24 protein-coding genes and 1 pseudogene are annotated in these 25,553 nt (G+C 57.7%); 19 read left to right on the forward strand and 6 right to left on the reverse strand.

Annotated elements, in window-relative coordinates; genetic code table 11:
• The 19 genes and pseudogenes from ACP8J1_RS05500 to ACP8J1_RS05590 all read left to right on the forward strand — a co-directional run bounded on the left by ACP8J1_RS05500 (nucleotide 1) and on the right by ACP8J1_RS05590 (nucleotide 19,178).
• Nucleotides 1–849, forward strand: coding sequence for a hypothetical protein (locus ACP8J1_RS05500; RefSeq protein ID WP_023021643.1), 849 nt, complete (start codon nucleotides 1–3; stop codon nucleotides 847–849).
• Between the two features lie 270 nt (nucleotides 850–1,119).
• On the forward strand, nucleotides 1,120–1,641 hold the full coding sequence (infC, locus tag ACP8J1_RS05505) for a translation initiation factor IF-3 (RefSeq protein ID WP_080970442.1): 522 nt from the start codon (nucleotides 1,120–1,122) through the stop codon (nucleotides 1,639–1,641).
• A gap of 36 nt (nucleotides 1,642–1,677) precedes the next feature.
• Nucleotides 1,678–1,872 (forward strand): 50S ribosomal protein L35, encoded by a 195-nt coding sequence (gene rpmI, locus ACP8J1_RS05510; protein WP_023021641.1) that lies wholly within the window; start codon nucleotides 1,678–1,680, stop codon nucleotides 1,870–1,872.
• Between the two features lie 55 nt (nucleotides 1,873–1,927).
• Nucleotides 1,928–2,311 carry a 50S ribosomal protein L20 gene (gene rplT / locus ACP8J1_RS05515; RefSeq protein ID WP_005323264.1) on the forward strand — a complete coding sequence of 128 codons (384 nt, stop codon included), beginning with the start codon at nucleotides 1,928–1,930 and terminating at the stop codon, nucleotides 2,309–2,311.
• A 155-nt stretch (nucleotides 2,312–2,466) separates the two neighbouring features.
• Nucleotides 2,467–2,919 carry a TM2 domain-containing protein gene (locus ACP8J1_RS05520; protein ID WP_023027848.1) on the forward strand — a complete coding sequence of 151 codons (453 nt, stop codon included), beginning with the start codon at nucleotides 2,467–2,469 and terminating at the stop codon, nucleotides 2,917–2,919.
• A 107-nt stretch (nucleotides 2,920–3,026) separates the two neighbouring features.
• Entirely contained in the window at nucleotides 3,027–3,830 is an 804-nt protein-coding gene (locus ACP8J1_RS05525) for a TrmH family RNA methyltransferase (RefSeq protein ID WP_034656460.1), read from the forward strand.
• A gap of 101 nt (nucleotides 3,831–3,931) precedes the next feature.
• Nucleotides 3,932–4,978 carry a phenylalanine--tRNA ligase subunit alpha gene (gene pheS / locus ACP8J1_RS05530; RefSeq protein WP_023021638.1) on the forward strand — a complete coding sequence of 349 codons (1,047 nt, stop codon included), beginning with the start codon at nucleotides 3,932–3,934 and terminating at the stop codon, nucleotides 4,976–4,978.
• Between the two features lie 23 nt (nucleotides 4,979–5,001).
• Entirely contained in the window at nucleotides 5,002–7,515 is a 2,514-nt protein-coding gene (gene pheT / locus ACP8J1_RS05535) for a phenylalanine--tRNA ligase subunit beta (protein ID WP_023021637.1), read from the forward strand.
• Nucleotides 7,516–7,665: 150 nt separating this feature from the next.
• A complete protein-coding gene (gene argC, locus ACP8J1_RS05540) occupies nucleotides 7,666–8,709 on the forward strand; it encodes an N-acetyl-gamma-glutamyl-phosphate reductase (protein WP_023021636.1) in 1,044 nt (347 codons plus the stop codon).
• A gap of 16 nt (nucleotides 8,710–8,725) precedes the next feature.
• Entirely contained in the window at nucleotides 8,726–9,895 is a 1,170-nt protein-coding gene (argJ, locus tag ACP8J1_RS05545; RefSeq protein ID WP_023021635.1) for a bifunctional glutamate N-acetyltransferase/amino-acid acetyltransferase ArgJ, read from the forward strand.
• Nucleotides 9,896–9,908: 13 nt separating this feature from the next.
• Nucleotides 9,909–10,844, forward strand: coding sequence for an acetylglutamate kinase (gene argB, locus ACP8J1_RS05550; RefSeq protein WP_302518603.1), 936 nt, complete (start codon nucleotides 9,909–9,911; stop codon nucleotides 10,842–10,844).
• Nucleotides 10,841–12,019, forward strand: a complete 1,179-nt coding sequence (locus ACP8J1_RS05555; protein WP_023021633.1) for an acetylornithine transaminase — start codon at nucleotides 10,841–10,843, stop codon at nucleotides 12,017–12,019. The genes argB and ACP8J1_RS05555 overlap by 4 nt, the downstream gene beginning before the upstream one ends.
• Nucleotides 12,016–12,936 (forward strand): ornithine carbamoyltransferase, encoded by a 921-nt coding sequence (argF, locus tag ACP8J1_RS05560; protein ID WP_023021632.1) that lies wholly within the window; start codon nucleotides 12,016–12,018, stop codon nucleotides 12,934–12,936. The genes ACP8J1_RS05555 and argF overlap by 4 nt, the downstream gene beginning before the upstream one ends.
• A gap of 3 nt (nucleotides 12,937–12,939) precedes the next feature.
• On the forward strand, nucleotides 12,940–13,422 hold the full coding sequence (locus ACP8J1_RS05565) for an arginine repressor (RefSeq protein ID WP_023021631.1): 483 nt from the start codon (nucleotides 12,940–12,942) through the stop codon (nucleotides 13,420–13,422).
• A gap of 80 nt (nucleotides 13,423–13,502) precedes the next feature.
• Nucleotides 13,503–14,723: an argininosuccinate synthase gene (locus ACP8J1_RS05570; protein WP_023021630.1), complete on the forward strand. Its 1,221-nt coding sequence runs from the start codon at nucleotides 13,503–13,505 to the stop codon at nucleotides 14,721–14,723.
• A gap of 6 nt (nucleotides 14,724–14,729) precedes the next feature.
• Complete coding sequence (gene argH, locus ACP8J1_RS05575) at nucleotides 14,730–16,160, forward strand: argininosuccinate lyase (protein WP_023021629.1); 1,431 nt, start codon at nucleotides 14,730–14,732, stop codon at nucleotides 16,158–16,160.
• Nucleotides 16,161–16,379: 219 nt separating this feature from the next.
• Entirely contained in the window at nucleotides 16,380–17,897 is a 1,518-nt protein-coding gene (locus ACP8J1_RS05580) for an amino acid permease (RefSeq protein WP_023021628.1), read from the forward strand.
• Between the two features lie 12 nt (nucleotides 17,898–17,909).
• Nucleotides 17,910–18,947: an ornithine cyclodeaminase gene (locus tag ACP8J1_RS05585; RefSeq protein WP_005323253.1), complete on the forward strand. Its 1,038-nt coding sequence runs from the start codon at nucleotides 17,910–17,912 to the stop codon at nucleotides 18,945–18,947.
• A 71-nt stretch (nucleotides 18,948–19,018) separates the two neighbouring features.
• Nucleotides 19,019–19,178, forward strand: a pseudogene (locus ACP8J1_RS05590) (Trm112 family protein).
• Between the two features lie 137 nt (nucleotides 19,179–19,315).
• Here the strand turns inward: ACP8J1_RS05590 and ACP8J1_RS05595 are convergent.
• From ACP8J1_RS05595 to thiC, 6 genes are read right to left on the reverse strand one after another with little or no spacing between them, the layout of a single operon-like run.
• Nucleotides 19,316–20,485, reverse strand: coding sequence for a ThiF family adenylyltransferase (locus ACP8J1_RS05595; RefSeq protein WP_023021626.1), 1,170 nt, complete (start codon nucleotides 20,483–20,485; stop codon nucleotides 19,316–19,318).
• Nucleotides 20,485–21,273 (reverse strand): thiazole synthase, encoded by a 789-nt coding sequence (locus ACP8J1_RS05600; RefSeq protein WP_023021625.1) that lies wholly within the window; start codon nucleotides 21,271–21,273, stop codon nucleotides 20,485–20,487. Before ACP8J1_RS05600 ends, ACP8J1_RS05595 begins: the two co-directional genes overlap by 1 nt.
• Before the next feature lie 10 nt (nucleotides 21,274–21,283).
• Nucleotides 21,284–21,487: a sulfur carrier protein ThiS gene (thiS, locus tag ACP8J1_RS05605; RefSeq protein WP_023021624.1), complete on the reverse strand. Its 204-nt coding sequence runs from the start codon at nucleotides 21,485–21,487 to the stop codon at nucleotides 21,284–21,286.
• A 24-nt stretch (nucleotides 21,488–21,511) separates the two neighbouring features.
• Entirely contained in the window at nucleotides 21,512–22,720 is a 1,209-nt protein-coding gene (gene thiO / locus ACP8J1_RS05610; RefSeq protein WP_486697298.1) for a glycine oxidase ThiO, read from the reverse strand.
• The gene (locus tag ACP8J1_RS05615; protein ID WP_034656487.1) at nucleotides 22,713–23,378 is read right to left on the reverse strand and encodes a thiamine phosphate synthase; all 666 of its coding nucleotides are present in this window, start codon (nucleotides 23,376–23,378) and stop codon (nucleotides 22,713–22,715) included. The genes thiO and ACP8J1_RS05615 overlap by 8 nt, the downstream gene beginning before the upstream one ends.
• A 28-nt stretch (nucleotides 23,379–23,406) precedes the next feature.
• A complete protein-coding gene (gene thiC / locus ACP8J1_RS05620; RefSeq protein WP_023021621.1) occupies nucleotides 23,407–25,338 on the reverse strand; it encodes a phosphomethylpyrimidine synthase ThiC in 1,932 nt (643 codons plus the stop codon).
• Nucleotides 25,339–25,553 lie beyond the last annotated feature (215 nt).

A 25,553-nucleotide genomic window follows, 5' to 3' on the forward strand; every position in this document is an offset into this window, starting at 1 on the left:
GTGAAAAATATCCGCCTTGTAGTTAGCCTGCTCGCAGCTCTCGGTCTGTGTACCATGAGTGCCTGCTCTAGCGACCCCAAGATAGAAGATGCCCCAGTGTCAACGACTACCTCTGCGGTGCCGGATCCAGCTGAGGTGCGTGCTCAGCTTGACCGTGCGGTGGACAAAACCGCAAAGAAGTATCATGCAAAGGTAGGGGTCGCCATTTCCGCAGGTGAAGACACTTTTGTGGCGGGCGATAAAGGTGAGGGGCCAGTGTGGTCCACCATCAAGGTGCCCATCGCCATTGCGGCGCTCAAAGACGGTGCGGATAAAAGCTTGGTGGACTTGGCTATCAAGGAATCTGATAATGATGCCGCTTTTGCCTTGTGGTCGCAGGTGCAATGGCGCGAGGGCTCGGCAGAAAATGCGGTCAAAGCTTTACTCGACGACTACGGATCACACGCAAAAATTCACGACTCCGCTTTTGGATATTCCACGTGGTCGTTAAAGGACCAAGCAGTATTTGGCGCTGAACTGCCGTGCATTCCAGAAGCGGACTACGTCCACAAGGTGCTCAAAGACATTGTGTCCTGGCAAAGGGTAGGTCTGTCTGCGCAGCCGCGAACCCGTGCGAAAAGTGGTTGGGGACTGGATGAGGAAGAAAACGAGTACACCTACCGTCAGTTTGGAGTTCATGAGGTGGATGGAAAGCGCGTGGGAGTAGCGCTATCTGTCGTGATGGACGGGGAGGACTACGCCGATGCCGAACCAGCGGTTAAGTACCTCGCCCATCAGCTGGTAGATATCGTGGATACTGGGGTAGATGCAGGGGCCATTAAAGCAGTCGCCCATTGTAAAACCCGCTAGGAACGTAGCAATTTGGTAGGAGGGGGAGGAGCTGCTATTGTCAAAGGCACTACCGCCCATGACGCCTTGTCGAGGTTCGTGGGTCACAAGCGGAGTTTCTCCCACCCGATGCCGCGAACACGCTTCGTAGGATAAAGGTAAAGGTAACCAAGCATTCATGCTTGGCACTGTGAGAACTCCCGGCTGTCTATGGCAGACCGGGTTTGCTTCGTTTGTGGTCCCGGTAGGTGAACTACTTACTCATACACCCCCTAATCGAGGAGAACCACAATCAGCGCTGAAGCTCGCATCAATGAGCGTATCCGAGTACCCGAGGTCCGTTTGGTAGGCCCCGGTGGTGAACAGGTGGGCATCGTCCGTACCGATGATGCTCGCAAGCTTGCATACGAGGCTGACCTTGACCTAGTCGAGGTAGCTCCGAAGGCAAAGCCCCCAGTGGCCAAGATCATGGACTACGGCAAGTTCAAGTACGAGCAGGCTCAGAAGGCTCGCGAGGCCCGTAAGAACCAGCAGCAAACCGTGGTGAAGGAACAGAAGTTCCGTCCAAAGATCGATGATCACGATTATGAGACCAAAAAGGGTAACGTAGTCCGCTTCCTCGAGAAGGGATCCAAGGTCAAGGTGACCATCATGTTCCGCGGTCGTGAGCAATCGCGCCCGGAGCTCGGTTTCCGCCTCTTGGAGCGTTTGGCTGATGACGTTGCTGAAGTTGGCGTCGTTGAGTCGCGCCCCAAGCAGGATGGTCGCAATATGACCATGGTCTTGGGTCCGGTTCGCAAGGGCAAGAAGTAGACCAGATTCCACGTAGGATTTAAGGACTTAATACTCATGAAGCAGAAGACCCACAAGGGCACCGCCAAGCGTATCAAGGTGACCGGTTCCGGCAAGCTGCGCCGTGAGCAGGCTGGCCGCCGCCACCTGCTGGAAGGCAAGCCGTCCAAGCGTACCCGCCGCCTGAAGGGCACCGAGGCAGTCGCAAAGCCTGACACCAAGCGCGTAAAGCGTCTGCTCGGCCGCGCTTAGTAGCGCCGAATCAACCCACATCCGCCATCACAATCTGAATTAAGGAAGTATCACTGTGGCACGAGTAAAGCGCTCAGTTAACGCCAAGAAGAAGCGTCGCGCGATTCTGAAGTCCGCTAAGGGCTACCGCGGCCAGCGTTCCCGCCTGTACCGTAAGGCGAAGGAGCAGTGGCTGCACTCCATGACTTACGCTTACCGCGATCGCCGCGCCCGTAAGTCTGAGTTCCGTAAGCTGTGGATCCAGCGCATCAACGCTGCTGCCCGCATGAACGACATCACCTACAACCGCCTTATCCACGGCCTGCGCCTGGCTGAGATCGAGGTTGACCGCAAGATCCTCGCTGAGCTTGCTGTTAATGACTTCGAGGCATTCTCCGCACTGTGCGAGGCTGCCAAGGCTGCTCTGCCTGAGGACGTAAACGCTCCTAAGGCTGCCTAATCATTAGAGCTTTCGTGCCCGCATTCTCCGGCCTTGTTAACCGGGGTATGCGGGCATTTTGGTTTTCGTTACCTTTGTTTAACTAGGGTGCTCGGCCTCACATGCTAGATTTATCCCAGACCCCGTGAAAGCCGAGACCCAGGAGAACATTTCCTATGACGAATCCAAACGGAGACTACCAACCTGATAATGGCGAGTACTCTGGCCCGTCCGATTACAATAACCAGGGTCAGCAGTACAACCCTTATAACCAGCAAGCTAACTACCAGCCGCAGTATGGCCAAGGCTATGCACCGCAACCCAATATGGGTGCTTACCCGGTGCAGCAACAGTATGTGGCTCCGGGCCAGCAGAAGTCGTGGATCGCCACCTTGCTATTGTGCTTTTTCCTAGGCTCTTTCGGCGCACACAACTTCTACACTGGCCGTACGACTTTCGGCGTGTCACAGTTGGTGCTCAATATCTTGGGCTGGGCTACCTTCTGGTTCTTGCTCGGATTCGCCTTCTGGACCATCCTCGGTCTTTGGGTGTTTATTGAGTTCATCATGATCATCGCCGGTGCCGGTGATTACGACAAGGACGCCCGCGGCGTCCCGCTCGCTAAGTAGAACTCGCCTATGCGATCCTGTTGCCGTGCGGCAGCAGGATTTTTCGTTCTTATAAGGGACTCATGGGTGAGTCTGAGAAGAGAGAATTGGCAGGTAGGGTAGTAGCCATGAATTTGGATTTTGACTCTGCCTTTACTGAACGCACCCCGCGCATTGTTAACGCAGCTAAGCTGCACCGTGCGGCTAACCGGAAGAAGGCGAAGCAATTCCTCATTGAGGGAGAAAATGCGGTAGACGCGGCGGTATCTACCGGTGCTGCAGTCGACGTTTTTGTTACTGAGAAGGCGGCAGAGCGTTTTGGTGACATCATCACTGCGTGCGGCTACATGGGAGTGTACGTCCATCCCATCACCGATAAGGCGGCTAAGCACCTTTCCGATACAGCCACGACTACGGGACTCTTTGCGCTTTGCAAGCCGGTGCTCTGGTCCGCGGGCAAAATCCTGAACGGCAAACCAAGCCTCGTTTCCGTTCCCGTGCTGACTTCTGAGCCGGGCAATGCCGGCACCTTGATTAGAACCTCGGATGCAATGGGCGCCGATGGTGTCATCTTCGCAGGTGAAACCGTTGATCCCCTTAGCTGCAAGGTAGCGCGCGCTTCGGCCGGCTCGCTGTTTCACGTACCTGTAGCGCGGGACCCCAATATTAAAGACGTGCTGGGTCAGCTGCGTAAGTCGGGCATGCAGATTGTGGCAACTGCTGCCGACGGTGAAGTGGACCTAGCGGAGGCAGACCTGTCCCAGCCAACAGCGTGGCTATTTGGCAATGAGGCACACGGGCTCGGCGAGCTGCTGGAGGAAGCAGACATGCGGGTGCGGATTCCACTGCGTGGACGCGCAGAATCTCTTAACCTCGCAACTGCCGCAAGCATTTGTCTTTATGAGTCGGCTAAGGCGCAAGCGGATAACTAGTGTGACCCGAATGAAAAGGGGGTCCCTGGCGCGGTCGCGCTAGCCGCAACAGAGTAAGATTGCACGCGTTAGTTTTCGCGCGAGAAGAAGGTACGAAATACGTGTCCGATACACCGCAGATCGAATTGACCGAAGAGGCTCTTGGGGCCGCGGCCGATAAGGCTATCGCAGCCTTCGACGCAGCCGAAACACTAGATGAGTTGGCTGCTGCCCGCCGTGAGCACCTAGGAGACGGCGGCTATATTCCGCAGGCTCGCCAATCGCTGGGGCAGCTGCCCAAGGACCAGCGCAAAAGCGCCGGCAAGGCCGTCAACATGGCCCGCGGCAAAATGGAAAAGCGCTTTGCTCAGGTCAAGGATGTCTTGGAACAACAAGCTCGCGAGGAGCAGTTGCGAGCCGAGACCGTAGATGTCACGATTCCTACCACCCGCACCCAGACCGGTGCCCTTCACCCGATTACCGCGTTGTCTGAGCGCATCGCTGATATTTTCGTCGGCATGGGATGGGAAATTGCGGACGGCCCAGAAATCGAGGCAGAGTACTTTAACTTCGATGCTCTGAACTTCAAGCCGGACCACCCAGCACGTACCTTGCAGGATACGTTCCACGTCTCGGGCGAGGGTTCTAGGCAGGTGCTGCGTACCCATACCTCCCCGGTACAGGTGCGCACCATGTTGGAGCGCGACGTGCCGCTTTATATTGCCTGCCCGGGGCGCGTATTCCGCACAGATGAGCTGGATGCCACCCATACCCCGGTTTTTCACCAGGTAGAAGGATTGGCCGTTGATAAAGGCCTGACCATGGCTCACCTGCGCGGCACACTAGAGCACTTGGCCAAAGTACTCTTTGGGCCGGAAACTACTACGCGTATGCGCGTGAACTACTTCCCATTTACTGAGCCCTCGGCCGAGGTCGATGTGTGGTTCCCCAATAAAAAGGGCGGCGCTGGCTGGATCGAGTGGGGCGGCTGCGGCATGGTCAACCCCAATGTTCTTCGCGCCGTAGGCGTAGATCCAGAGGAATACACGGGCTTTGCCTTTGGCATGGGCCTTGAACGCACACTGCAGTTCCGCAATGGATTGACCGATATGCGCGATATGGTCGAAGGCGATGTTCGCTTTACTCTACCGTTCGGCGTACAGGCCTAAACCCAGAAAGGATAGACACACTAATGCTTATTTCCCAAGACTGGGTTACCCGCATCCTCGGTGCTAAGAACCCCGGTTGGAGCGTTTCCGCTGCCGATATGGATTCTGGATTCGTGCGCGTAGGTTTTGAGACCGAGGGATACGCCGCTGTTCCAGAGAGCACGGGGCCGCTGGTTATTGGCCAGGTCGTAGAGATTGAAGAGCTCACTCAGTTTAAAAAGCCCATTCGCTACTGCCAGGTGAATGTAGGCCAGGCTAATGGCACAGGCGAACTGCAAGGCATCATTTGTGGCGCTCGCAATTTTCGCCTGAATGACTATGTTGTAGTTGCGCTTCCCGGCTCGGAGCTTCCTGGTGGCTTCAAGATCGCGGCACGCGAGACCTACGATCACATTTCTAATGGCATGATGTGCTCCGGCGCTGAACTCGGCTTGGGCGCGCAAGCCAACGGCATCATCGTCTTAGGCGATGAAGTCGCCGATAAAGTGGGTGAGGATGCGCGCTCGATTATCGGCTTGCACGATACCGACTTTGACGTCAACATCACCCCAGATCGTGGTTATGCACTTTCCGCACGCGGTTTGAGCCGCGAGATTGCCTCCGCTTTTGATCTGGAGTTTGCCGATATTGCTCAGGATCCTTCCGTGGCTGGCATAGATACCTCCGCTGTGCCGGAGGCGCAGGGCTCGCTTATCGACGTCACTGTGGCCCCCGAAACCAAGGCACAGCGCTTTGGCCTCCGCAAGGTCAGCGGCATTGACCCGCAGGCACGCACCCCGTTTTGGCTGGAACGCGAGCTAATGCTCTGCGGCCAACGCAGCGTGAATCTGCCTACGGACATTACTAATTATGTGATGTTGCTTTTGGGCGCACCAATGCATGCCTTTGACGCCAACGTGATTCAGGGGAACCTTGTTGTCCGTAACGCAGCGGAGGGGGAGAAGTTTGAGACTCTGGATCATGTAAAGCGAGAACTTTCTGCAGAAGACGTGGTCATCTGTGATGACAATGGCATCCAGTCCTTGGCCGGCGTGATGGGCGGGACTACCTCTGAAATCTCGGCGGAGACCACAGACGTTGTCTTCGAATCTGCTATTTGGGATCCGATTACCGTCGCGCGTACCTCTCGCCGCCATAAGTTGTCTTCCGAATCCTCTCGCCGGTTTGAGCGCGGCGTAGATCCGGCGATCGTAGAGGTCGCCCTAGACACCGCATGTGCGCTGCTCCAGCAGCTAGCAGGCGGCACCATTGAAAAGGGTCGTACGCTTATCGGGGACGTCGCCAAGCGCGAGCCCATTGCTCTGCGCACCGCAAAAGCCAGTGAATATGCCGGCGTTGACTACTCCCGTGAGACCGTTATTTCCCGTCTTGAAGAAGTCGGCTGCACCGTCGGGGATGAAGGTGAGCAACTGCAGGTAACACCAGCAACCTGGCGCACCGATACTGCAATGGATGTTGACCTCGTCGAGGAGATTCTGCGCCTTGAGGGCTTGGAGGATATTCCTGCCGTGCTGCCTACCCCGGCCGGCGGCCGCGGGCTAACCCCTGCGCAGAAGCGTCGTCGGGCTATCGGACATGGTCTTGCCTATGCCGGCTATGCCGAGGTATTGCCTGCACCGTTCGTGGCTAATAATACGTTTGATGTGTGGGGCCTCGACAAGGATGATGCTCGCCGCCGCACCGTAGAAGTGCAAAATCCGCTTGAGGCGGATAAGGCCATCTTGTCTACGACGCTGTTGCCGAACATGTTGGAGGCCATCGCCCGCAATGTGGCTCGTGGCCGCAGCGATCTCGCCCTGTATGGGCTGCAGCAGGTGGCGTTCAAGCGCGCTGTGGCATCCCCTATGCCTTCCGTAGAACAGCGACCTTCTGCAGAGGTGGTTTCTCAGCTCCTTGATACCCTGCCTGAGCAGCCGCTTCACGTTGCTACGGTGGCTACGGGCAATATTGAGCATGAAGGACCGTGGGGCGAGGGCCGTGCATATAGCTACGCCGATGCTATCGAATCCGCCCGTCAGGTCGCCCGCGCCGCTGGTGTGGATATTGAGCTGGAGGCAGCACAGGTTCTGCCGTGGCATCCTGGCCGCTGTGCAGCCGTGAAGGTGGCTGGCACCGACGTAGTACTGGGCCATGCTGGTGAGCTGCACCCGCAGGTCTTGGAGGCCCTGAACCTACCTGCGCGCACGTGCGCTATGGAGCTGGACATTAGCGCCATGCCGTTGGAAGAAAAGTTCCCCGCACCGGTGTTGTCCTCGTTCCCCGCATTGCACCAAGACATTGCCTTGGTAGTGGATGAAGACGTACCCGCCGAGCGTGTGCGCGCCATCGTGGAAGAGGGAGCAGGAGAGCTCATCGAGTCCGTCGAACTCTTCGATATTTTCCGTGGTGAGCAGCTAGGAGATGGCAAGAAGTCCTTGGCCTTCCAGCTTCTATTCCGCGCCGCGGACCGCACGTTGACGGATGACGAAGTCAACGAGCACCGCATGGCGGCGGCGGAATTGGCTAAGCAGCGCCTGGGCGCAGAAATGCGCGCGTAGTTAAACCCTGCTCAGGGGGCGGTGAGATTTAACTCACTGCCCCCTTTTTTCATACATTATTTTCATTACTCGACGTTCATTTACCTGCGGAATCGGACAATCTGACTGAATAACATACGGTTGGGTGTATTTATTGCTATAGTCTCTTCTATGACGATTTCAGTAGCAATAGCAGGTGCGACCGGGTACGCGGGAAGCGAAATCCTTCGCCTGCTGCTGTCGCACCCGGCGTATCTTGGCGGCGAACTACGCATTGGGGCGCTAACTGCCTATTCCACCGCAGGGAAGAAGGTCGCTGAGCTTATGCCGCACCTCCCGCAGCTGGCAGACCGTGCCATTGTGGGCACGACCGCTGAAAATCTTCGCGGGCACGACATTGTATTTTTGGGCCTTCCACACGGTCATTCTGCGGCGATTGCTCAGCACGTGGGGCCGCAGACCACAGTGATCGATTGTGCGGCCGATTTTCGCCTTCGCAATAAGAAGGACTGGGACGCCTTTTATGGCGGAGAGTACGCCGGGCATTGGCCTTATGGAATCCCCGAGATTCCAGGCAATAGGGAAGTGCTGCGCGATGCCAACCGGGTAGCTGTGCCGGGGTGTTTTCCCACGGCGGTAACCCTCGCAGGTTTGCCGACAGTTGCCCACGAACTCATTGAGCCGAGCCTCTCGGTGATTGCTATTACCGGTGTTTCCGGAGCCGGGAAGAAGGCCTCCGTGGCGCAACTCGGCGCGGAAACTATGGGAAACCTGAAGGCATATAAGCCCGGCGGCACGCACCGACATACCCCGGAAATCGTGCAAAATCTGCAGCCGTTTGCGCAGGAAAAGCTTGACGTCAGCTTCACTCCGGTTCTAGCTCCCTTAACCCGAGGCATCTTGGCGACCATAACGGCGGGGATGAAAGAGGGCGTCGGCAAGCGGGAAGTAGAGACTGCATTCGGTGAGTTTTATGCCCAAGAGCCCTTCTGTCACGTGCTTCCCGCCGGTCAGCAGCCCGAGACCCAAAACGTTGTAGGTACCAATATGGTTCACCTCCAAGCCCATGTGGATGAACGCGCCCGACGCCTCGTGGTTACCGCAGCACTGGACAACCTGTGCAAAGGAACAGCCGGCGCCGCCGTGCAATGTATGAACCTAATACTCGGCTGGGATGAAACTTTGGGCTTGCCGCAAGCGGCCGTAGCCCCATAAAAACTAGGAGAAGATTATGAATGCAGCAGGAATTACTGGCCCGGCCGGCTTTAGCGCCGGCGCTACCACAGCGGGGATTAAACCCTCAGGCAAACCCGATATGGCATTAGTTGTCAATAATGGACCACGCTTTGATGCGGCGGCGGTATTTACCCGTAATCGTGTTGTGGCCTCGCCGGTGAAACTCTCCCGCAAGGCGGTGGCCGATGGCCAGCTTGCCGCTATTGTCTTTAACTCTGGAAACGCCAATGCGTGCAATGGCCCGCGGGGTGATGCGGATGCCTCCGCGCTGGTAGCCGAGGTTGCCCACTCCTTGTCCCTTCCAGAAGGAAATATTGCCGCCTGTTCGACCGGGCTTATAGGCGAGCCTTTGCCTATGGAAAAAGCGTTGGCTGGTGCAGGCGCTGTGGCGAAGGCCCTAGGCGGCAGCGCGGACCATGCTCACGCAGCGGCCGAGGCTATTTTGACCACCGATACCGTAACTAAGGAAGCCGCCTATGTTGGGGCCGGCTGGTCCGTTGGGGCCATGGGCAAGGGGGTGGGCATGATGGCCCCCTCGCTGGCGACGATGTTGGTGTGCCTTACTACCGACGCCGCCGCAAGCGCCGCTGCCCTCCAGAGTGCCCTGGACAAGGCCGTGTCGCAGACCTTCAACACCCTCGACGTGGATGGATCAACTTCTACTAATGACACGGTGATCCTCATGGCCTCTGGGGCCTCGGGTGTTTCGCCCAGCCAAGAAGAATTTGAAACGGCGGTGCTGGCGGTTTGCTCAGACATTGCGGAGCAATTGCAAGCAGATGCAGAAGGTGTAACCAAGCGCGTCAAGATCACTGTGGAAGGCACTGCCACCGACTATCAGGCCCTCAACGCCGCGCGCACCTTGGGCCGCGACAACCTGTTCAAGTGCGCCATGTTCGGCTCTGATCCGAACTGGGGGCGCGTCCTTGCGGCGGTGGGGATGGCAGATGCAGAAATGGACCCGGAAAATATCTCGGTCTATTTCAATGGCCAGCCGGTGTGTCGTGCCTCGACGGGTGTACCCGGCGCGCGCGAGGTGGACCTTAGCGGGACTGATATCGATGTCTACGTGGACCTTGGAACGGGAGGTACTGGGTCTGCGTTCGTGCGGACCACGGATCTCTCTCACGCCTACGTGGAAATCAATTCGGCGTATAGCTCCTAGGGAGGAGATGAAAATGTTTAGTGGGCTTAGTGATCAAGAGCGCGCCACCGTCCTAGCGGATGCCCTCCCGTGGCTCCAACATTATCGGGACACCATCGTAGTGGTGAAATACGGCGGCAATGCCATGGTGGACGAAGAACTTAAAGCTGCCTTGGCTGCGGACATGGTCTTTTTGCGCACCGTGGGCGTTAAGCCGGTGGTGGTGCATGGTGGTGGGCCACAGATCAACTCCATGCTCCACAAGCTTGGTATAGAAGAGGAGTTTCGAGGCGGCTTTCGCGTGACCTCTCCGGAGATCGTGGAAGTAGTTCGCATGGTGCTTTTTGGGCAGGTAGGTCGCGGATTAGTCAACCTCATCAATTCGCACGGCCCATATGCGGTGGGGACCTCTGGCGAAGACGCGGGACTATTTCGGGCCACCAAAAGGTTGGTGGAAGTCGATGGAAAACCTACCGATATTGGGATGGTCGGAGACATCGTAGAGGTCAATCCAACGGCCGTGATGGACATTATCGACGCTGGGCGCATCCCAGTGGTCTCGACCATCGCACCGGGGGAGGAAGGCGCAATTTATAACATCAATGCCGATAGCGCGGCTGGGGCTTTGGCTAGCGCAATCGGGGCAGAGCGTTTGGTCATTCTCACCAATGTGGAAGGACTATACACAGACTGGCCGAACCGCGATTCCCTCGTGTCCAAGATCGAGCGTGGTCAACTTTCCAGACTTCTTCCCCGACTGGACTCTGGGATGATTCCCAAGATGGAATCTTGCCTCAAGGCAGTAGAAGGCGGGGTATCGGCCGCGCACGTTATCGACGGCCGGATTGGCCACTCAGTGCTCTTAGAGCTTTTAACTCCGGGTGGCGTCGGAACCATGGTGTTGCCAGATGATTATAAGCAACACGACTACCCCGAAGGGACCATCTTCAGGAAGGATGATGCAGCATGAATAAGCCACAGAGCTTGACACAGCGGTGGTCGGAGACGGTCGTTGATACCTATGGCATACCGTCTATAGGTCTCGTCTCCGGCCAAGGGGCAACGCTTAACGATGAGCAAGGTAAGTCTTATATTGATCTACTAGCAGGCATTGCGGTTAATTCCTTGGGATACGGCAATGAGCACGTAGCACAAGCGGTATCCCACCAGGCGCGCACTTTGGCGCATACCTCGAACCTCTTCGCCACTCAGCCAGTGTTGGATGCGGGAGCGAAGCTGATTGAGCGCGTGGGAGACGATAGCGCGCGAGTGTTCTTCTGTAACTCCGGCGCCGAATCCAATGAGGCTGCATTTAAGCTTGCTCGCTTGACCGGGCGCCGGCGAATCCTCGCTGCCGAGCACGGCTTTCATGGACGAACCATGGGGGCACTGGCCTTGACCGGTCAGCCCGATAAACAGCGCTCTTTCCGCCCGTTGCCGGGAGGAGTGGAGTTCTATCCGTTCGGGGATGTGGAGTATCTGCGTCAGCTGGTGGAGCAAGACCCCCAGGACACTGCGGCCATAATCCTGGAACCTATTCAGGGAGAAACTGGCGTCATTCCGGCCCCTGCGGGGTTCATGAAAAAGGTCAGCGAGCTGTGCGATGAATACGGAGTCCTATTAATCGTTGACGAGGTACAAACAGGCGTAGGCCGTACCGGGACCTTCTTTGCCCACGAGGTAGAAGGAATTCAACCGGACGTTATCACTATGGCGAAAGGCTTAGGTGCCGGACTACCCATCGGCGCAACGATTACCCGAGGGCGTGCCAAGGGTCTTTTTGGGCCTGGCTCTCATGGCACTACCTTTGGCGGGAACCCCGTGGCGTGCGCCGCGGCAAATGTTGTTCTTGACACCGTAAATGCCGAATTTCTCGCAGGGGTGACCCGCAAGGGGGACTATGTGCGGCAGGAATGTGAAAAATTATCAATTGTAGATCGCGTGCGCGGCCGAGGTCTTATGCTGGGCCTTGTATTAAGCGCACCGGTGGCTAAGCAGGCCGTGCGGGACGGGCTCGAACACGGGCTTATTCTCAACGCTCCCAACGAGAATGTTCTTCGACTAACCCCACCTTTGGTCATTTCCCAGCATGAACTCGACACAGCACTATCAACTCTCGGAACCATATTGGAGGAACTGGCATGAGCCTGCGGCACTTCCTAGCTGACGATGATCTCAGCCCACAAGAACAAGCGACGGTTTTAGATTTAGCTGAAAAGCTAAAGAAGGAGCCCTTTGCAGAGCGCCCCTTAGAAGGCCCCAAGACCGTGGCGGTTCTCTTTGATAAAACGTCTACGCGCACCCGCTTTTCCTTTGAAACCGCGGTAGCGAATATGGGCGGCAGGGGTATTACCGTCGATACTTCTACAACCCAAATGGGCAAGGGGGAATCTTTTCAAGATACGGCGGCGGTGCTTTCAAGGTACGTGGAGGCCATTGTGTGGCGTACGTTTGCGCACGACAATCTGCTCCAGATGGCCGAGACTGCTACCGTACCTTTGATTAATGCGCTTTCTGATGACCTACATCCCTGCCAGATCCTGGCTGATTTGCTGACCTGTCGCGAGAATCTAGGTGATCTGCCGGGTAAAAAGGCCGTCTACCTAGGCGATGGCGATAATAATATGGCCAACTCGTACATGATCGGTTTTGCTACGGCCGGTATGGACGTCTCCATCATTGCGCCAGAGGGATTTCAGCCTCGCCAGGAATTCGTCGACCGCGCGCGTCAGCGGGGCAATATCACCATTACTGATGATGTCAATGAAGTAGAAGGCGCAGACGTCGTGATTACGGATACCTGGGTTTCTATGGGACAGGAAAATGATGGTCGTGATAGGCGCACGCCGTTCCTGCCCTATCAGGTTGATTCGACCATAATGAGCAAAGCACATAAGGATGCAATATTCTTACATTGTTTGCCGGCGTACCGTGGAAACGAGGTCACGACTGAGGTGATCGATGGTCCGCAGTCGCGAGTCTTCGATGAAGCGGAAAATCGCCTGCATGCGCAGAAGGCGCTTCTCGTCTGGTTGCTCGAAATAAATAAGGAGATCAACTAAGTAATGAACACCCCGACCACCCGCAATGCTCGGCAGGCCAAGATTCTAGAGATTTTGGACCGCAATCGCGTCACCAGCCAGGTGCAACTATCCGAGCTGCTTCTTGCAGATGGCATTGACATCACGCAAGCTACTTTGTCCCGTGACTTGGATGAGTTGGGAGCGAAGAAGGTAAAGCGTGATGGCGGCCGTTCCTATTACATGGTCGGCGGTGAGCTGGAGCAATTTGAAGATCAGGTGGGCGGGCCCCGCGAAAAGCTGCGACGCATGCTCGATGAATTGGTGGTATCCCATGATTCTTCCGGCAATATTGCGATGCTGCGCACGCCAGCTGGCGCGGCCCAGTACCTGGCTAGTTTTATTGACAGGGTAGGGCTGCACGATGTCATTGGTTGTATCGCCGGTGATGACACCATTTTTGTCTTGGCGCGCGAGGGGGTTACGGGCGCAGATCTGGCTGTGACGCTCACCACGCGGAATATTTAAACGGTGAGAGTGGAAATTTATCACACGCTCGTATATTATGTACCTAAATGAATTCTTTTCAATAGATTAAGGAGATTTCCATGTCTGCACGCGTAGTCTTGGCCTACTCCGGTGGCCTTGATACTTCTGTTGCTATTCCGTATCTGGCAAAAATGACCGGCGGCGATGTTGTTGCCGTTTCCCTGGACTTGGGTCAAGGTGGCGAGGATATGGAATCGGTGCGCCAGCGTGCACTTGACTGCGGTGCCGTAGAGTCCATCGTTATCGATGCCAAGGATGAGTTCGCAGAGGAGTACTGCGTTCCCACCATTCAGGCAAACGGCATGTATATGAAGCAGTACCCGCTAGTATCGGCCATTTCCCGTCCGCTCATTACCAAGCACCTTGTTAAGGCTGCCCAGGAATTTGGCGGCACCCACGTCTCCCACGGTTGCACCGGCAAGGGCAATGACCAGGTACGCTTTGAGGTCTCTTTCCGTGCCCAGGATCCTTCTCTCGAAATTATCGCTCCTGCACGTGATTATGCTTGGACCCGCGATAAGGCCATCGCCTTTGCGGAGGAGATCAACCTGCCAATTGAGCAGTCCGCCTCCTCGCCATTTTCTATCGACCAGAATCTGTGGGGCCGCGCCGTCGAAACTGGATTCCTAGAGGATCTGTGGAATCCACCGACAAAGGACCTATACGCCTACACCGAGGACCCGGGTCTGGGCAATGCCCCGGATGAAATTATCCTCTCCTTTGAAAAGGGCATCCCCGTGGCGGTAGATGGCCAAAAGATGTCCCCGCTGCAGATCATTGAAGAGGTCAACCGCCGCGCAGGTGCACAGGGTATTGGTCGCCTAGATATGGTCGAGGACCGTTTGGTGGGCATTAAGTCCCGTGAGGTCTACGAAGCTCCGGGTGCAATGGTCCTTATCCAAGCGCACGAAGCGCTAGAGGATGTCACTGTGGAGCGCGAGTTGGCTCGCTACAAGCGCCTCACCGATGCTCGTTGGTCCGAGGAGGTCTACGACGGCCTCTGGCATTCGCCGCTGAAGCGTTCCCTGGACGCTTTCATTGCGGAATCTCAGGAAAACGTTACCGGCGATATTCGCCTAAGTATGCACGCCGGCACCGCCACGGTGACCGGGCGCCGCTCTGGCCAGTCGCTGTATTCCTTTGATCTTGCCACCTATGACACCGGCGATTCCTTCGACCAAACCGCCGCAAAGGGCTTTGTTCAGCTGCACGGCCTGTCTACCCAAATTTCCAATCAGCGCGACCGCGACGGCGGTTTCCCGACCAGCGCCCAGAAGTAGAAGCATATGGAACCACATAAGACTAATGAGGGTGCCCTGTGGGGCGGCCGCTTTTCCGGCGGACCCTCCGAGGCAATGTTTGCCCTCTCTGTATCCACCCACTTTGACTGGGTCCTCGCGCCTTATGACGTATTAGCCTCCAAGGCGCATGCGAAAGTGCTGCACAAGGCAGGCTTGCTATCCGACGCCGACCTGGAAACCATGCTCGCCGGTCTCACCGAGCTAGGGGAGAAGGTGGATTCTGGCGAATTCCGCCCGGCGCCGACAGATGAGGATGTCCACGGTGCGATGGAACGCGGGCTCATTGAGATTGTCGGGCCGGAAGTAGGCGGCCGCCTGCGTGCTGGCCGCTCGCGTAATGACCAGGTAGCGACGCTGTTTCGCATGTGGGTACGCGATGCCATTCGTGATACCGCCGCCCAGGTGAGTGACTTGGTGGATGCCTTGGCCGATCAAGCCGCATCCCATCCCGATGCCATCATGCCGGGCAAGACTCACTCGCAAGCCGCGCAACCAATTCTGCTAGCACACGAACTTTTGGGCCATGCGCAGCCGCTTCTGCGCGATATCGAGCGCCTGCAGGATTTGGACAAGCGCCTAGCCGTGTCTCCCTATGGCTCTGGCGCGCTTGCTGGTTCATCTTTGCAGCTCGACCCAGAGGCGATTGCAGAAGAGCTAGGGTTCGACTCCGCTGCTGAAAACTCCTTGGACGGCACTGCGGCTCGTGACTTCGCATCCGAGACTGCCTTCGTTTTGGCGCAGATCGCGGCGGATATGTCCCGGCTCTCGGAAGAAATCATCTATTGGTGCACACCGGAATATGGCTATGTCACGCTTGATGATGCTTGGTCGACGGGTTCGTCCATCATGCCGCAGAAGAAGAATCCGGACGTGCCGGAACTTACCCGCGGCAAGACTGGCCGCCTTATTGGCAATCTCACTGGGCTTTTGTCCACGCTGAAGGCTCAGCCGCTGGCCTATAATCGTGACCTGCAGGAAGACAAGGAGCCAATCGTTGACTCGGTGACACAGCTTAACCTGCTGCTGCCGGCGATGACCGGTCTTGTATCGACGCTGACGTTTCATGAGGACCGCATGCGCGAGTTGGCTCCGCGCGGGTTTACGCTGGCTACCGATTTGGCTGAATGGATGGTCCGCCAAGGTGTTCCTTTCCGTGAAGCGCACGAAGCCTCCGGCGCCTGCGTACGGATTGCTGAGGAACGTGGGGTGGACCTAATCGACCTCAGCGACGAGGACCTAGCGGGCGTCGACAAGCGGCTAAAGCCGGGCGTCCGCGAAGTGCTCACCATCGACGGAGCAGTGGCTTCTCGTGACACCAAGGGTGGCACGGCCGACGCTCGAGTGGCAGAGCAACGGGAAAAGGTACGGGAACGGGTCGCTGCGGCCCGCACGTGGGCGCAGACGCCACTGCGCTAATGAGTTCTTTTCCCTGAAAACCGCATGGTCTATGGCCATGCGGTTCTTTTATGCCTAGAAGCGGGGGTAGGGAAACGGCCCCTATTTCCAACTCTCCAACTGCATTGTTGAACACAATGGGGGTGCCGGTGACGTGGGTAACAGTATGGTGCGGTACTATCCTTGCAGAGAATGTGACCTAACAGACGCATTCCTGTCAATGAAAGGACGATCTCTCCCATGACAGTAAATTCGCCGCCGCCCACAGCGGGGCCGCACGAGAACGAGAAGGCGGTCTACGCTTCGGAAGACCACGGCCTGCAAAAGGGGATGGGCAATCGCCAGCTCCAGATGATCGCCATCGGTTCTGCCATTGGTACCGGTCTTCTTTTGGGTACCGGTAGCCGCTTGCAAGACGCCGGACCGTTCCTAGCGGTGCTGTACCTTATTTGTGGCTTCTTTGGCTATATCATCCTGCGTTCTCTTGGCGAGCTCATTGTCTATCGCCCCAGCTCCGGTTCCTTCGTCTCCTATGCCCGTGAGTTCTACGGTGAGAAGACCGCTTTTGTCACAGGCTGGTTGTACTGGGGAAACTGGGCGATGACCTTGGTGGCGGACGGCACAGCCGTAGCTATCTACATCAAGTGGTTTAGCCAGTACACGTCGTGGCTCGACGCCGTTCCGCAGTGGGCACTGGCCCTCGTTGTTATCTGCGGCATCCTTGTATTCAACATGCTCTCGGTGAAGATCTTCGGCGAGCTGGAGTACTGGTTCTCCCTCATCAAAATTGTCGCGTTGATCATCTTCATGTTGGTGGCCATCGGTGTCCTTATTCTTGGCCACCCGAGCGGCGATCCCACCGGCTTTAGCCTCATTTCTGATAACGGTGGCTGGCTGCCCAATGGCCTCATGCCTGCCGTCATCGTTGTCCAAGGTGTCGTCTTTGCCTACGCCGGCATCGAGCTTGTTGGAACCACCTCCGGTGAGACTAAAAATGTAGAAAAGCATATCCCGCGCGCAGTCAACAATGTGCTGCTCCGCATCTTGATTTTCTACTTCGGCTCCGTGCTATTGCTGACCTTGGTGTTGCCATACACTAACTATGTCGCAGATGTTTCGCCGTTCGTGACCTTCTTTGAGTCCCTGGGCGTTGGCGCGGCGGCTCCGATTTTCCAGCTTGTCGTTATCACCGCTGCGATTTCCTCGCTCAACGCTGGCCTGTATTCCACCGGCCGCATTATGTACAACATGTCCACCTCCGGCTCCGGCCCGAAGTTTGGCGCTCGCATGTCCAAGTCTGGTGTTCCCTACGGCGGCATCGTCATGGCGGCCATGGTGGGCTTGGTAGGCGTCTTCCTCAACTATGTGGTGCCGGAGATGGCGTTTGAAATCGTGCTCAACCTGGCAGCCTTGGGTACATTGGCGTCCTGGGCGGCAGTTGCGCTCTCGCACCTCAAGTTTGTGCGCCTAGCCAAGAGCGGAAGCTATACCCGACCGGGATACCGCTCGCCGTTTGGCGAAGGCGGAGACTGGGCAGTGCTCATCTTCATTGGCCTAGTCATTATCTTGATGGCCTTTGATTATCCAATCGGCACTTTTGCACTTGCATCGACCCTGCTCCTCGTTCCGATCTTTATGGCAATGTGGTACGCATGGCGCGACCGTATTCGTACAATCGCGGAAGAGAGGAAGGCCAAGCATCTGCCAACCTCCAGCTTCCCGGCCGCACCGCAAACAGACCTTCACCCAAAGAAATAGAAAGGAACTTTTATGAACCACGCAGTTAAGTTCGTAGACGTAGAAAATATGGCGCGCTGGATTCAGCGCGAGGGCGTTGAAAACATCATTACCGGAATGGTGGACTACCTCGAGGCTGACTACCGCGAGTGGGAGCGCTTTGACAAGATTCCGCGCGTTGCCTCCCACACCCCATTCGGTGTCATCGAGCTCATGCCGACCTCTAACGGTAAGGAGTACTCCTTCAAGTACGTCAACGGCCACCCGTCCAATCCGGCCCGTGGTTTCCAGACCGTTACCGCCTTTGGCGTGCTTGCCGACGTCGACAATGGCTACCCCACCTTCGAAGCCGAGATGACGCTGCTTACCGCACTGCGTACTGCCGCAACCTCCGCCATGGTGGCAAAGCACCTAGCACGCAAGGACTCCAAGCGCATGGCCATGGTCGGTGCCGGATCCCAGTCTGAATTCCAGGCCTTGGGCTTCCGTGGCGTGATGGGCATCGAGGACATCACTATTTATGACATTGACCCTGAGGCGGTAGAGAAGTTCAAGCGCAATCTGGAGCCACTGGGCTTTAATATCACTGCCTGCTCTAGCGTCGACGAGGCAGTTCTTGGCGCAGACATTATTACCACCTGCACTGCAGACAAGGCACAAAACCAGATTCTGGCCGAGCGCCACGTCGCCCCAGGTGTCCACCTCAACGCTGTTGGCGGTGACTGCCCAGGTAAGACCGAGCTGGAAAGCTCCATTCTGGACAAGTCCAAGGTCTTCGTGGAGTTCCCGGAGCAGACTCGCATCGAGGGCGAAATTCAGCAGAAGCCCGAAGACTTCCCGGTTGTCGAGTTCTACCAGGTGCTCACCGGCCAGGCCACCGGCCGCGATGACGATGAGCAGATCACCCTCTTCGATGATGTCGGATTCGCAATCAACGACTTCTCCGCGCTGCGTTACCTGCGTGATTCCGTCAAGGGAACCGACTTGGAGTCTGAGATCGACATCATTGCCAACCCGGACGATCCTAAGGATCTGTTCTCCTTGGTTGCTAACGTTCCGTCCTTGCTTTAAAGCAAAGGTGGGGTAGAGGGATTTTACTTCTCCCTCTACCCGCTGGGATTAGATGTAAGAGTCTTGACCCAATGTTGCTCGAGGTACTTGTCCGTCCGCAGGACAAGGGCCTGTTGATATATCCGGAAGATAAGCAAGTCCTTGTCAATGAGCGTTCCTAGCATTGCCTATCCCATTGAAGATGACGTTCCAGTAATTCTGGTAGGCCACGCGATGAAATGGCCCTCATGAATCTGGATTCTATGTAAAGTCTGGATACTCTGTGCTAAGCAGGTGACTCCCCAGCACCTTTTTATGAATCCAACGCGAAGTTCAAGGTGGACCTACCGGAAAACCCGAATCACCTTGTCATCGACATCATTGACTAGCTAGTGCTTAGGTATTCCGTGGAACGCTGCGGGCTGGCTTGTTATGCCGCCTGCGACGTTTAGCATATTAATACCACGCTGTTTTGCATCCGCGGCGAAGGTCGAGATGAAGTTGGCCGATCGCTTGCCGGAAGCACAGTATACCCACGCTTTGCGCTGCCCTTCGGCCTGCAGGGAATCGAGCAGGCAGCGCGCCACCTCTGGATCGTCCTGCCACACGGAGGTTGGTAAATGGTAATGCTCTGTGCCGGCAGCAAAAAAGAAATCATCTATGGCAGCCTCCCCGGCCTCGCGCACGTCGATGGCCGCGGCACCGTCGCGCAGATCTTCGAACATCTCGGGGGCAGTGGCAGCGGCAGCATCGGCATCCGGTACGGCACAAGCTGCGCTACCGTAGTCTTGCTGCAGCTGTGTGGTTAGCTCGCGTGCCGGGTCGTGGGGCACGCGGAAGTGAGTGATGGAGGCGGTCAGGGCATCGTAGATGCTCAACAAGCCCACCCGGTCGTGGTTCATGCCGGTTGCGAACTGGATTAGCTCGGTGGACATCAAGCCCGCGACCACGCTGGTGGTTACGCCCAGCACACCGGCGGTGGCGCAATCCGGCACGGAATCTGGGTCGGGTTGCAGGGGATAGAGGTCGCGCATTCCCACGCCGGACTCGGCGCCGGGCCCAGACCACCACACTGCGCAGTCGCCCCGGTAGCGAAGCACCGAGCCCCACACCAGCGGGGTGCCTGTGATCTCCGCAGCATCCGCTGCTAGGAACTTGGTGGCAAACGTGTCAGAACCATCCACTAGGATGTCCACCCCACGAAGGTAGCCCACGGCATTGTCGACGGTAAAACGGTCGCGAATCGCATGTACTACGATGCCGGTTTGCAGCTGCCGGAGCTTTTCGGCGGCGACGTCCACCTTGGGCCTTCCCACATCGTGGGTGCCGAACAGGATCTGGCGGTGGATGTTAGTGAGATCCACCGTGTCGTCATCGATCACAGAGATTTCGCCAACACCGGCGGCAGCTAGCTGCTGCATCAGGGGGCAGCCCAATCCGCCAGCGCCGATGACGAACACGTGGGTGCCGTGCAGCGCCTCTTGCTGGGGGATGCCGAAGCCAGGCAATAGGGTTTGGCGGGCTACTCTGTACAACTCTTCGCGGGGCAGTGGGCTCATTACAGGACTTTGTCTTCCCAGCTAGCCAACCCCTCGAATGATGACGAGGCCACGGCGTGCTGCCGTTTCGGAATGCGGCCAGCTTGCCGGGCCAACCGGCCACCTTCCACGGCGTATTTCATTGCAGTGGCCATCGCCATGGGGTCCTGGCAGCGGTTAATAGCACTCGCTAAAAGCACGCCATCGCAGCCCAGCTCCATGGCCAGTGCAGCATCGGAGGCCGTGCCCACACCGGCATCCAGCAGCACGGGAACATGGGTGCGCGAACAGATCAGCTCGATGTTGTGCGGGTTCAGGATGCCTAGGCCCGTGCCGATGGGCGAGCCTAAAGGCATCACCGCTTCCACGCCCACGTCTTCTAGACGCTTGGCGACGATCGGATCGTCGCTGGTATATGCCAGCACCACAAATCCTTCAGCAACCAGCATCTCGCAGGCATCCACGAGCTCTACCACGTCGGGCAGAAGCGTATGGTCATCCGCGATAACTTCCACCTTCACCCAATTGGTGCCCAGCGCCTCGCGGGCTAGCTTGGCGGTTGTTACTGCGTCCCGAGCGGTGCGGCACCCAGCAGTGTTGGGCAGCACGTCAATGCCCAATCGCTGCAAGAGCTCGAAGATGGATTCCCCACCGGTGCTAGCGCTCGTGGCACTGTGCCTACGCATGGCAACGGTGGTCAGCTGTGTACCGCTGGCAACTAAGGATTGTTCCAACATAGCCTGGCTACTTGCCCCGCCGGTTCCCATCACTAGGTGCGAATCGAATTGTTTATCTGCGATAGAAAGCATGAGTAAAGCCCTAACCGCCCTGCACGGCGATCAGGATATCCATTTCATCGCCGTCGGTAACTTTATAAGACCAGTCGCTGGCCGGAATCACGTCGCCATTGACGGCCACGGCGACGCCTTTCGGCGAGGCATCGCCGGTCTCTGCTTTTACGACGGCAGCCACGGTGATATGCCCCTCGCTGCTGCGGCGCTTTCCATTAAGCGTGTATTCCATGGTGCTTATTCCTTTCTTTTGTGGCTATCGGGGTGGGCTGTATCGGGCGTGGCGTAGTGGATCGCAGGCAGAGATGTCTATCTCCAACCCGTTGGCGGGGTAGGTGCCCAACCCTAACTGGGCACCTAACTTAGCCCCAAAGGCGGACAACAGGATTCCGTGGCGGAAGTAGCCGGTGGAGATCACCAGCCCGTCGCGCACCTTGCCAAGGTAGGGCAGATCATCTGGTGTGCCGGGCCGGGCGCCGACGATGGCTTCGATGAACTCGCAATCCTCTAGCCCAGGAACCACGCGGATGGCGTCTCGAAGAAGCGTGTGCACACCGTCTACAGAAGGACCTTTGCGGTTGTCTTCGCGGCTGGTTGCACCGACGGCTATGGTGCCATCGGTACGGGGGATGACATAAACCGGCCGGTCCTCCACGAATGCGCGCACCACTCGGGTAAGCGGTTCGCCACTGGTGTGCACCAGCGCGTCTGGGACCCGCAGCCGCAGCATGTCACCGTACACCGGCCGTAGCGCTAGGGGATTGACACCCTCGAACCAGCCGTCTACGTCTTTGGCACCTAGCCCGTTGCAGAGATAGACCGTGTCGCCGGTGGCCACTCGGCCATCGGTGAGCTGTACATCGTGCCCGTTGATGCGCGTTGCGGCCGTCGCCACGAAGCGAACTCCGGCTTGCTGCAGGTAGTCCAACAGGCACGCGCTGAACATGCGCGGGTTGATCTGATGGTCGCCCGGGATTTCCACTGCCGCCGCCAACTGGGGGCTTAGCCCCTGCTCTAGCCTTCGGGCTTGCCGTAGTGTCAGCGCCTGGGCATCCATACCGTGTCTTTGCTGCAGCGCCAGCAACTCGCGGATATGGACGCCATCGGCGCGGTCGGCACCCACCACCAGGGTGGATTCACTGCGGTGCCCGGTCGGTGCGGTAGTTTTCTTACCCAACCTGGCCAGCAGGTGGGGGAACATCTCGCCCGAAGCCACCATCAGCGGGTACAGCGGCTCTTGCCGGTATTGCACCTCCGCAACCGGCGCCAGCATGCCACCGGCCACGAACGTGGCACCGCTAATGGGCTGGGGATCGACCACGACAATTTCTTGTGGGGATACGCCCGCTTCCACCAATTCGAATGCCGTGGCCAGCCCGATGATTCCCGCGCCAATGATGGCGTGCTCCGCGCGTAGCTTCTGACTATCGGGGTGGTTGCCCGGGCTGAGAACAGTGTTATTCATGTGAACCGATTGCTGCATTACCGTTCACCCGATCGAAAGCTTGCACAACCGTGGTCGCCAAGGTAGTCGGATCATCGGAGTCCATGAAGGCGCGCACAATCGCCACACCAGACACACCGGTTTGGGCCAGTGCTGCGGCATCGGTGGCCTGTACATCACCGATTGCCACGACCGGAACGGCCGAGGCCGCCACGAGTGGGGGATAGCCTTCCAACCCCAGCGGAGTGCGGCCGGAGATTTTCGTCGGGGTGGGGCGGAACGGACCGGCACCGATGTAGTCGATCACATCTGCGTACTCGTTAGCGTCCTGCACTAGCTCTAGGGTTCCGGTGGTCAGCCCGATGATCGCATCCTCGCCAAGAATCTGCCGCGCCAGGTGCGGGTTCAAGTCGTCTTGGCCGATGTGTACGCCGTGGATGTGGTGATCATCCATTAGGGCGGCCGCTACATCCACTCGGTCATCGATAAGCACCTTCGTTGCCGGATTGGCTTCCTCGACTGCCGCGGCAACGTCGATAGCTAGGGCGGTCAGATCGCGCACGCTGATGGGCTTGCTGCGCACTTGAATCACGCCCGCACCACCGGCGGCCGCTGCCGCGGCAACCTGGACGACCTTTTCCTGCGGTGCTCCCGTAACGTGGTAGCACCGCAGATCCAGGTGGCTACCCTGCGCAGCAGGGCGAGGCTTAGCGCTCACTGGGGATCGCTGCTTCCTTCTCCAGATCCTCGGCCACTTCCTTGGCCTCATTGCGGTCTAGATACAGCTTGGATCCCGCACGGCGGAACTCCTCGGCCATTTCTTCTTCGCCTTCGGTATTAGTGACGCGTTCTCCGTCTACACTCTGGCGCCCGAAGCCTGGCAAGCCGAGGTCCTTGACTAGCGTTTGCTTCTGGTCGGTGGCCAGAGCCTCATCGATCTTGTCACCGAATGCGTCGCGGATGTCCTGGCTGATCCGCATGGAGCAGAACTTAGGTCCACACATCGAGCAGAAGTGAGCGGTCTTTGCCGGCTCCGCGGGCAGAGTTTCGTCGTGGTAGGACTGGGCAGTATCCGGGTCTAGGGACAGGGCAAATTGATCGTGCCAGCGGAACTCGAAGCGCGCCTTGCTCATTGCATCGTCCCACTCGTGGGCGCCAGGGTGGCCCTTGGCGACGTCGGCGGCGTGGGCGGAGACCTTGTAGGTAATTACACCGGTCTTCACGTCGTCCTTGTTCGGCAGGCCAAGGTGCTCCTTCGGGGTGACGTAGCACAGCATTGCGGTACCTCCCATGGCGATATTGGCCGCACCGATGGCGGAGGTAATGTGGTCGTAGCCAGGCGCAATATCGGTGACCAGCGGCCCCAGGGTATAAAACGGTGCGCCGCCGCACCATTCCTGCTCTTTTTCATTGTTAACCTGCACCATGTTAAGCGGCACGTGGCCTGGGCCTTCGACCATGACCTGAACGTCGTACTCCCAGGCGCGGTGGGTTAGCTCGCCGATGGTCTTCAGCTCAGCGAACTGGGCTGCGTCGTTGGCATCGGCGATGGAGCCTGGGCGCAGGCCGTCGCCCAGAGAGAACGCAACGTCGTACTTGGCGAAGATCTCGCACAGCTCGTCGAAGTTCTCGTACAGGAAGGACTCCTTGTGATGAGCCAAGCACCAGCCGGCCATGATGGAACCGCCGCGGGAAACGATGCCGGTTACGCGCTTGGTGGTCAGCGGCACGAAGGGCAGGCGTACGCCGGCGTGGATCGTCATGTAGTCCACACCTTGTTCGCATTGTTCGATCACGGTATCGCGGAAGATTTCCCAGGTCAGGTCCTCGGCCACGCCGTCGACTTTCTCGAGTGCCTGGTAAATCGGCACGGTACCGATCGGTACCGGGGAGTTGCGCATGATCCACTCGCGAGTGGTGTGAATGTCGTTACCGGTGGATAGGTCCATTACGGTGTCTGCACCCCAGCGGGTGGCCCAGCGCAGCTTGTCTACCTCTTCGCGGATGGACGAGCTCACCGCGGAGTTACCGATATTGGCGTTGATCTTCGTATTGAAGGCATTGCCGATGATCATCGGCTCAGATTCCGGGTGGTTGATGTTGTTCGGGATGATCGCCTTGCCGGAGGCAACCTGCTCGCGCACCTTTTCTACGTCGCAGTGTTCGCGCAGTGCGACGTATTCCATCTCCGGGGTGATAATACCCTGGCGGGCGTAGTGCATCTGGGTTACGCGCTTGCCCTCCTTGGCCCGCAGCGTCTGGCGGCTAGCGCCTTTCCATTCGTCACTGGCCTCGCCACGTTTGAGGGCGCGGTTACCGTCATCCAACAGGTTGCGGCGCCTGCCCTCGTAGGCTTCTACATCACCGCGGGCTTCGATCCACTCACTGCGCAAAGCCTCCAGGCCCTCGGTCGGTTCGGCCCAGGGGCCGCGAGTGCGGTAGAGCTTCTGCGGTGGATTCGGGCCCGTTGGGGAATCGTCCAGCTGAACTTCGGTTTCCGGCACCTGTAGGGTGAAGGTCTTGCCGAAGGATTCCACCTGCTTTTCGATGGGGGCGAAGCTGTGCTTCGGGTGGATTTCCGCACCATAGTCGTCATTCGGGATGGTAGTGCGGGTGTGCTGTGTAGACGGATCCGTCATAAAAGTCTCTCCTCATTCTTCCTTCGCTGGTTCTAACCAGGCAGGTTCTAGCGGTACTCGCGCGGGGATTACAGCGCGATCTCAGCTCGATACCTCGAGCGCCCGTGTTCGGTTGCACTTCCTACTGTAACGCACAGCACCCGCGTGTTAAGTCCTAGGGCGGACGGTTGATTGGACAGCCTCAATGAGCAAAGTAGAAAAGCGGTAAACAACTA

This window comes from Corynebacterium sp. LaCa_205, assembly GCF_057458085.1.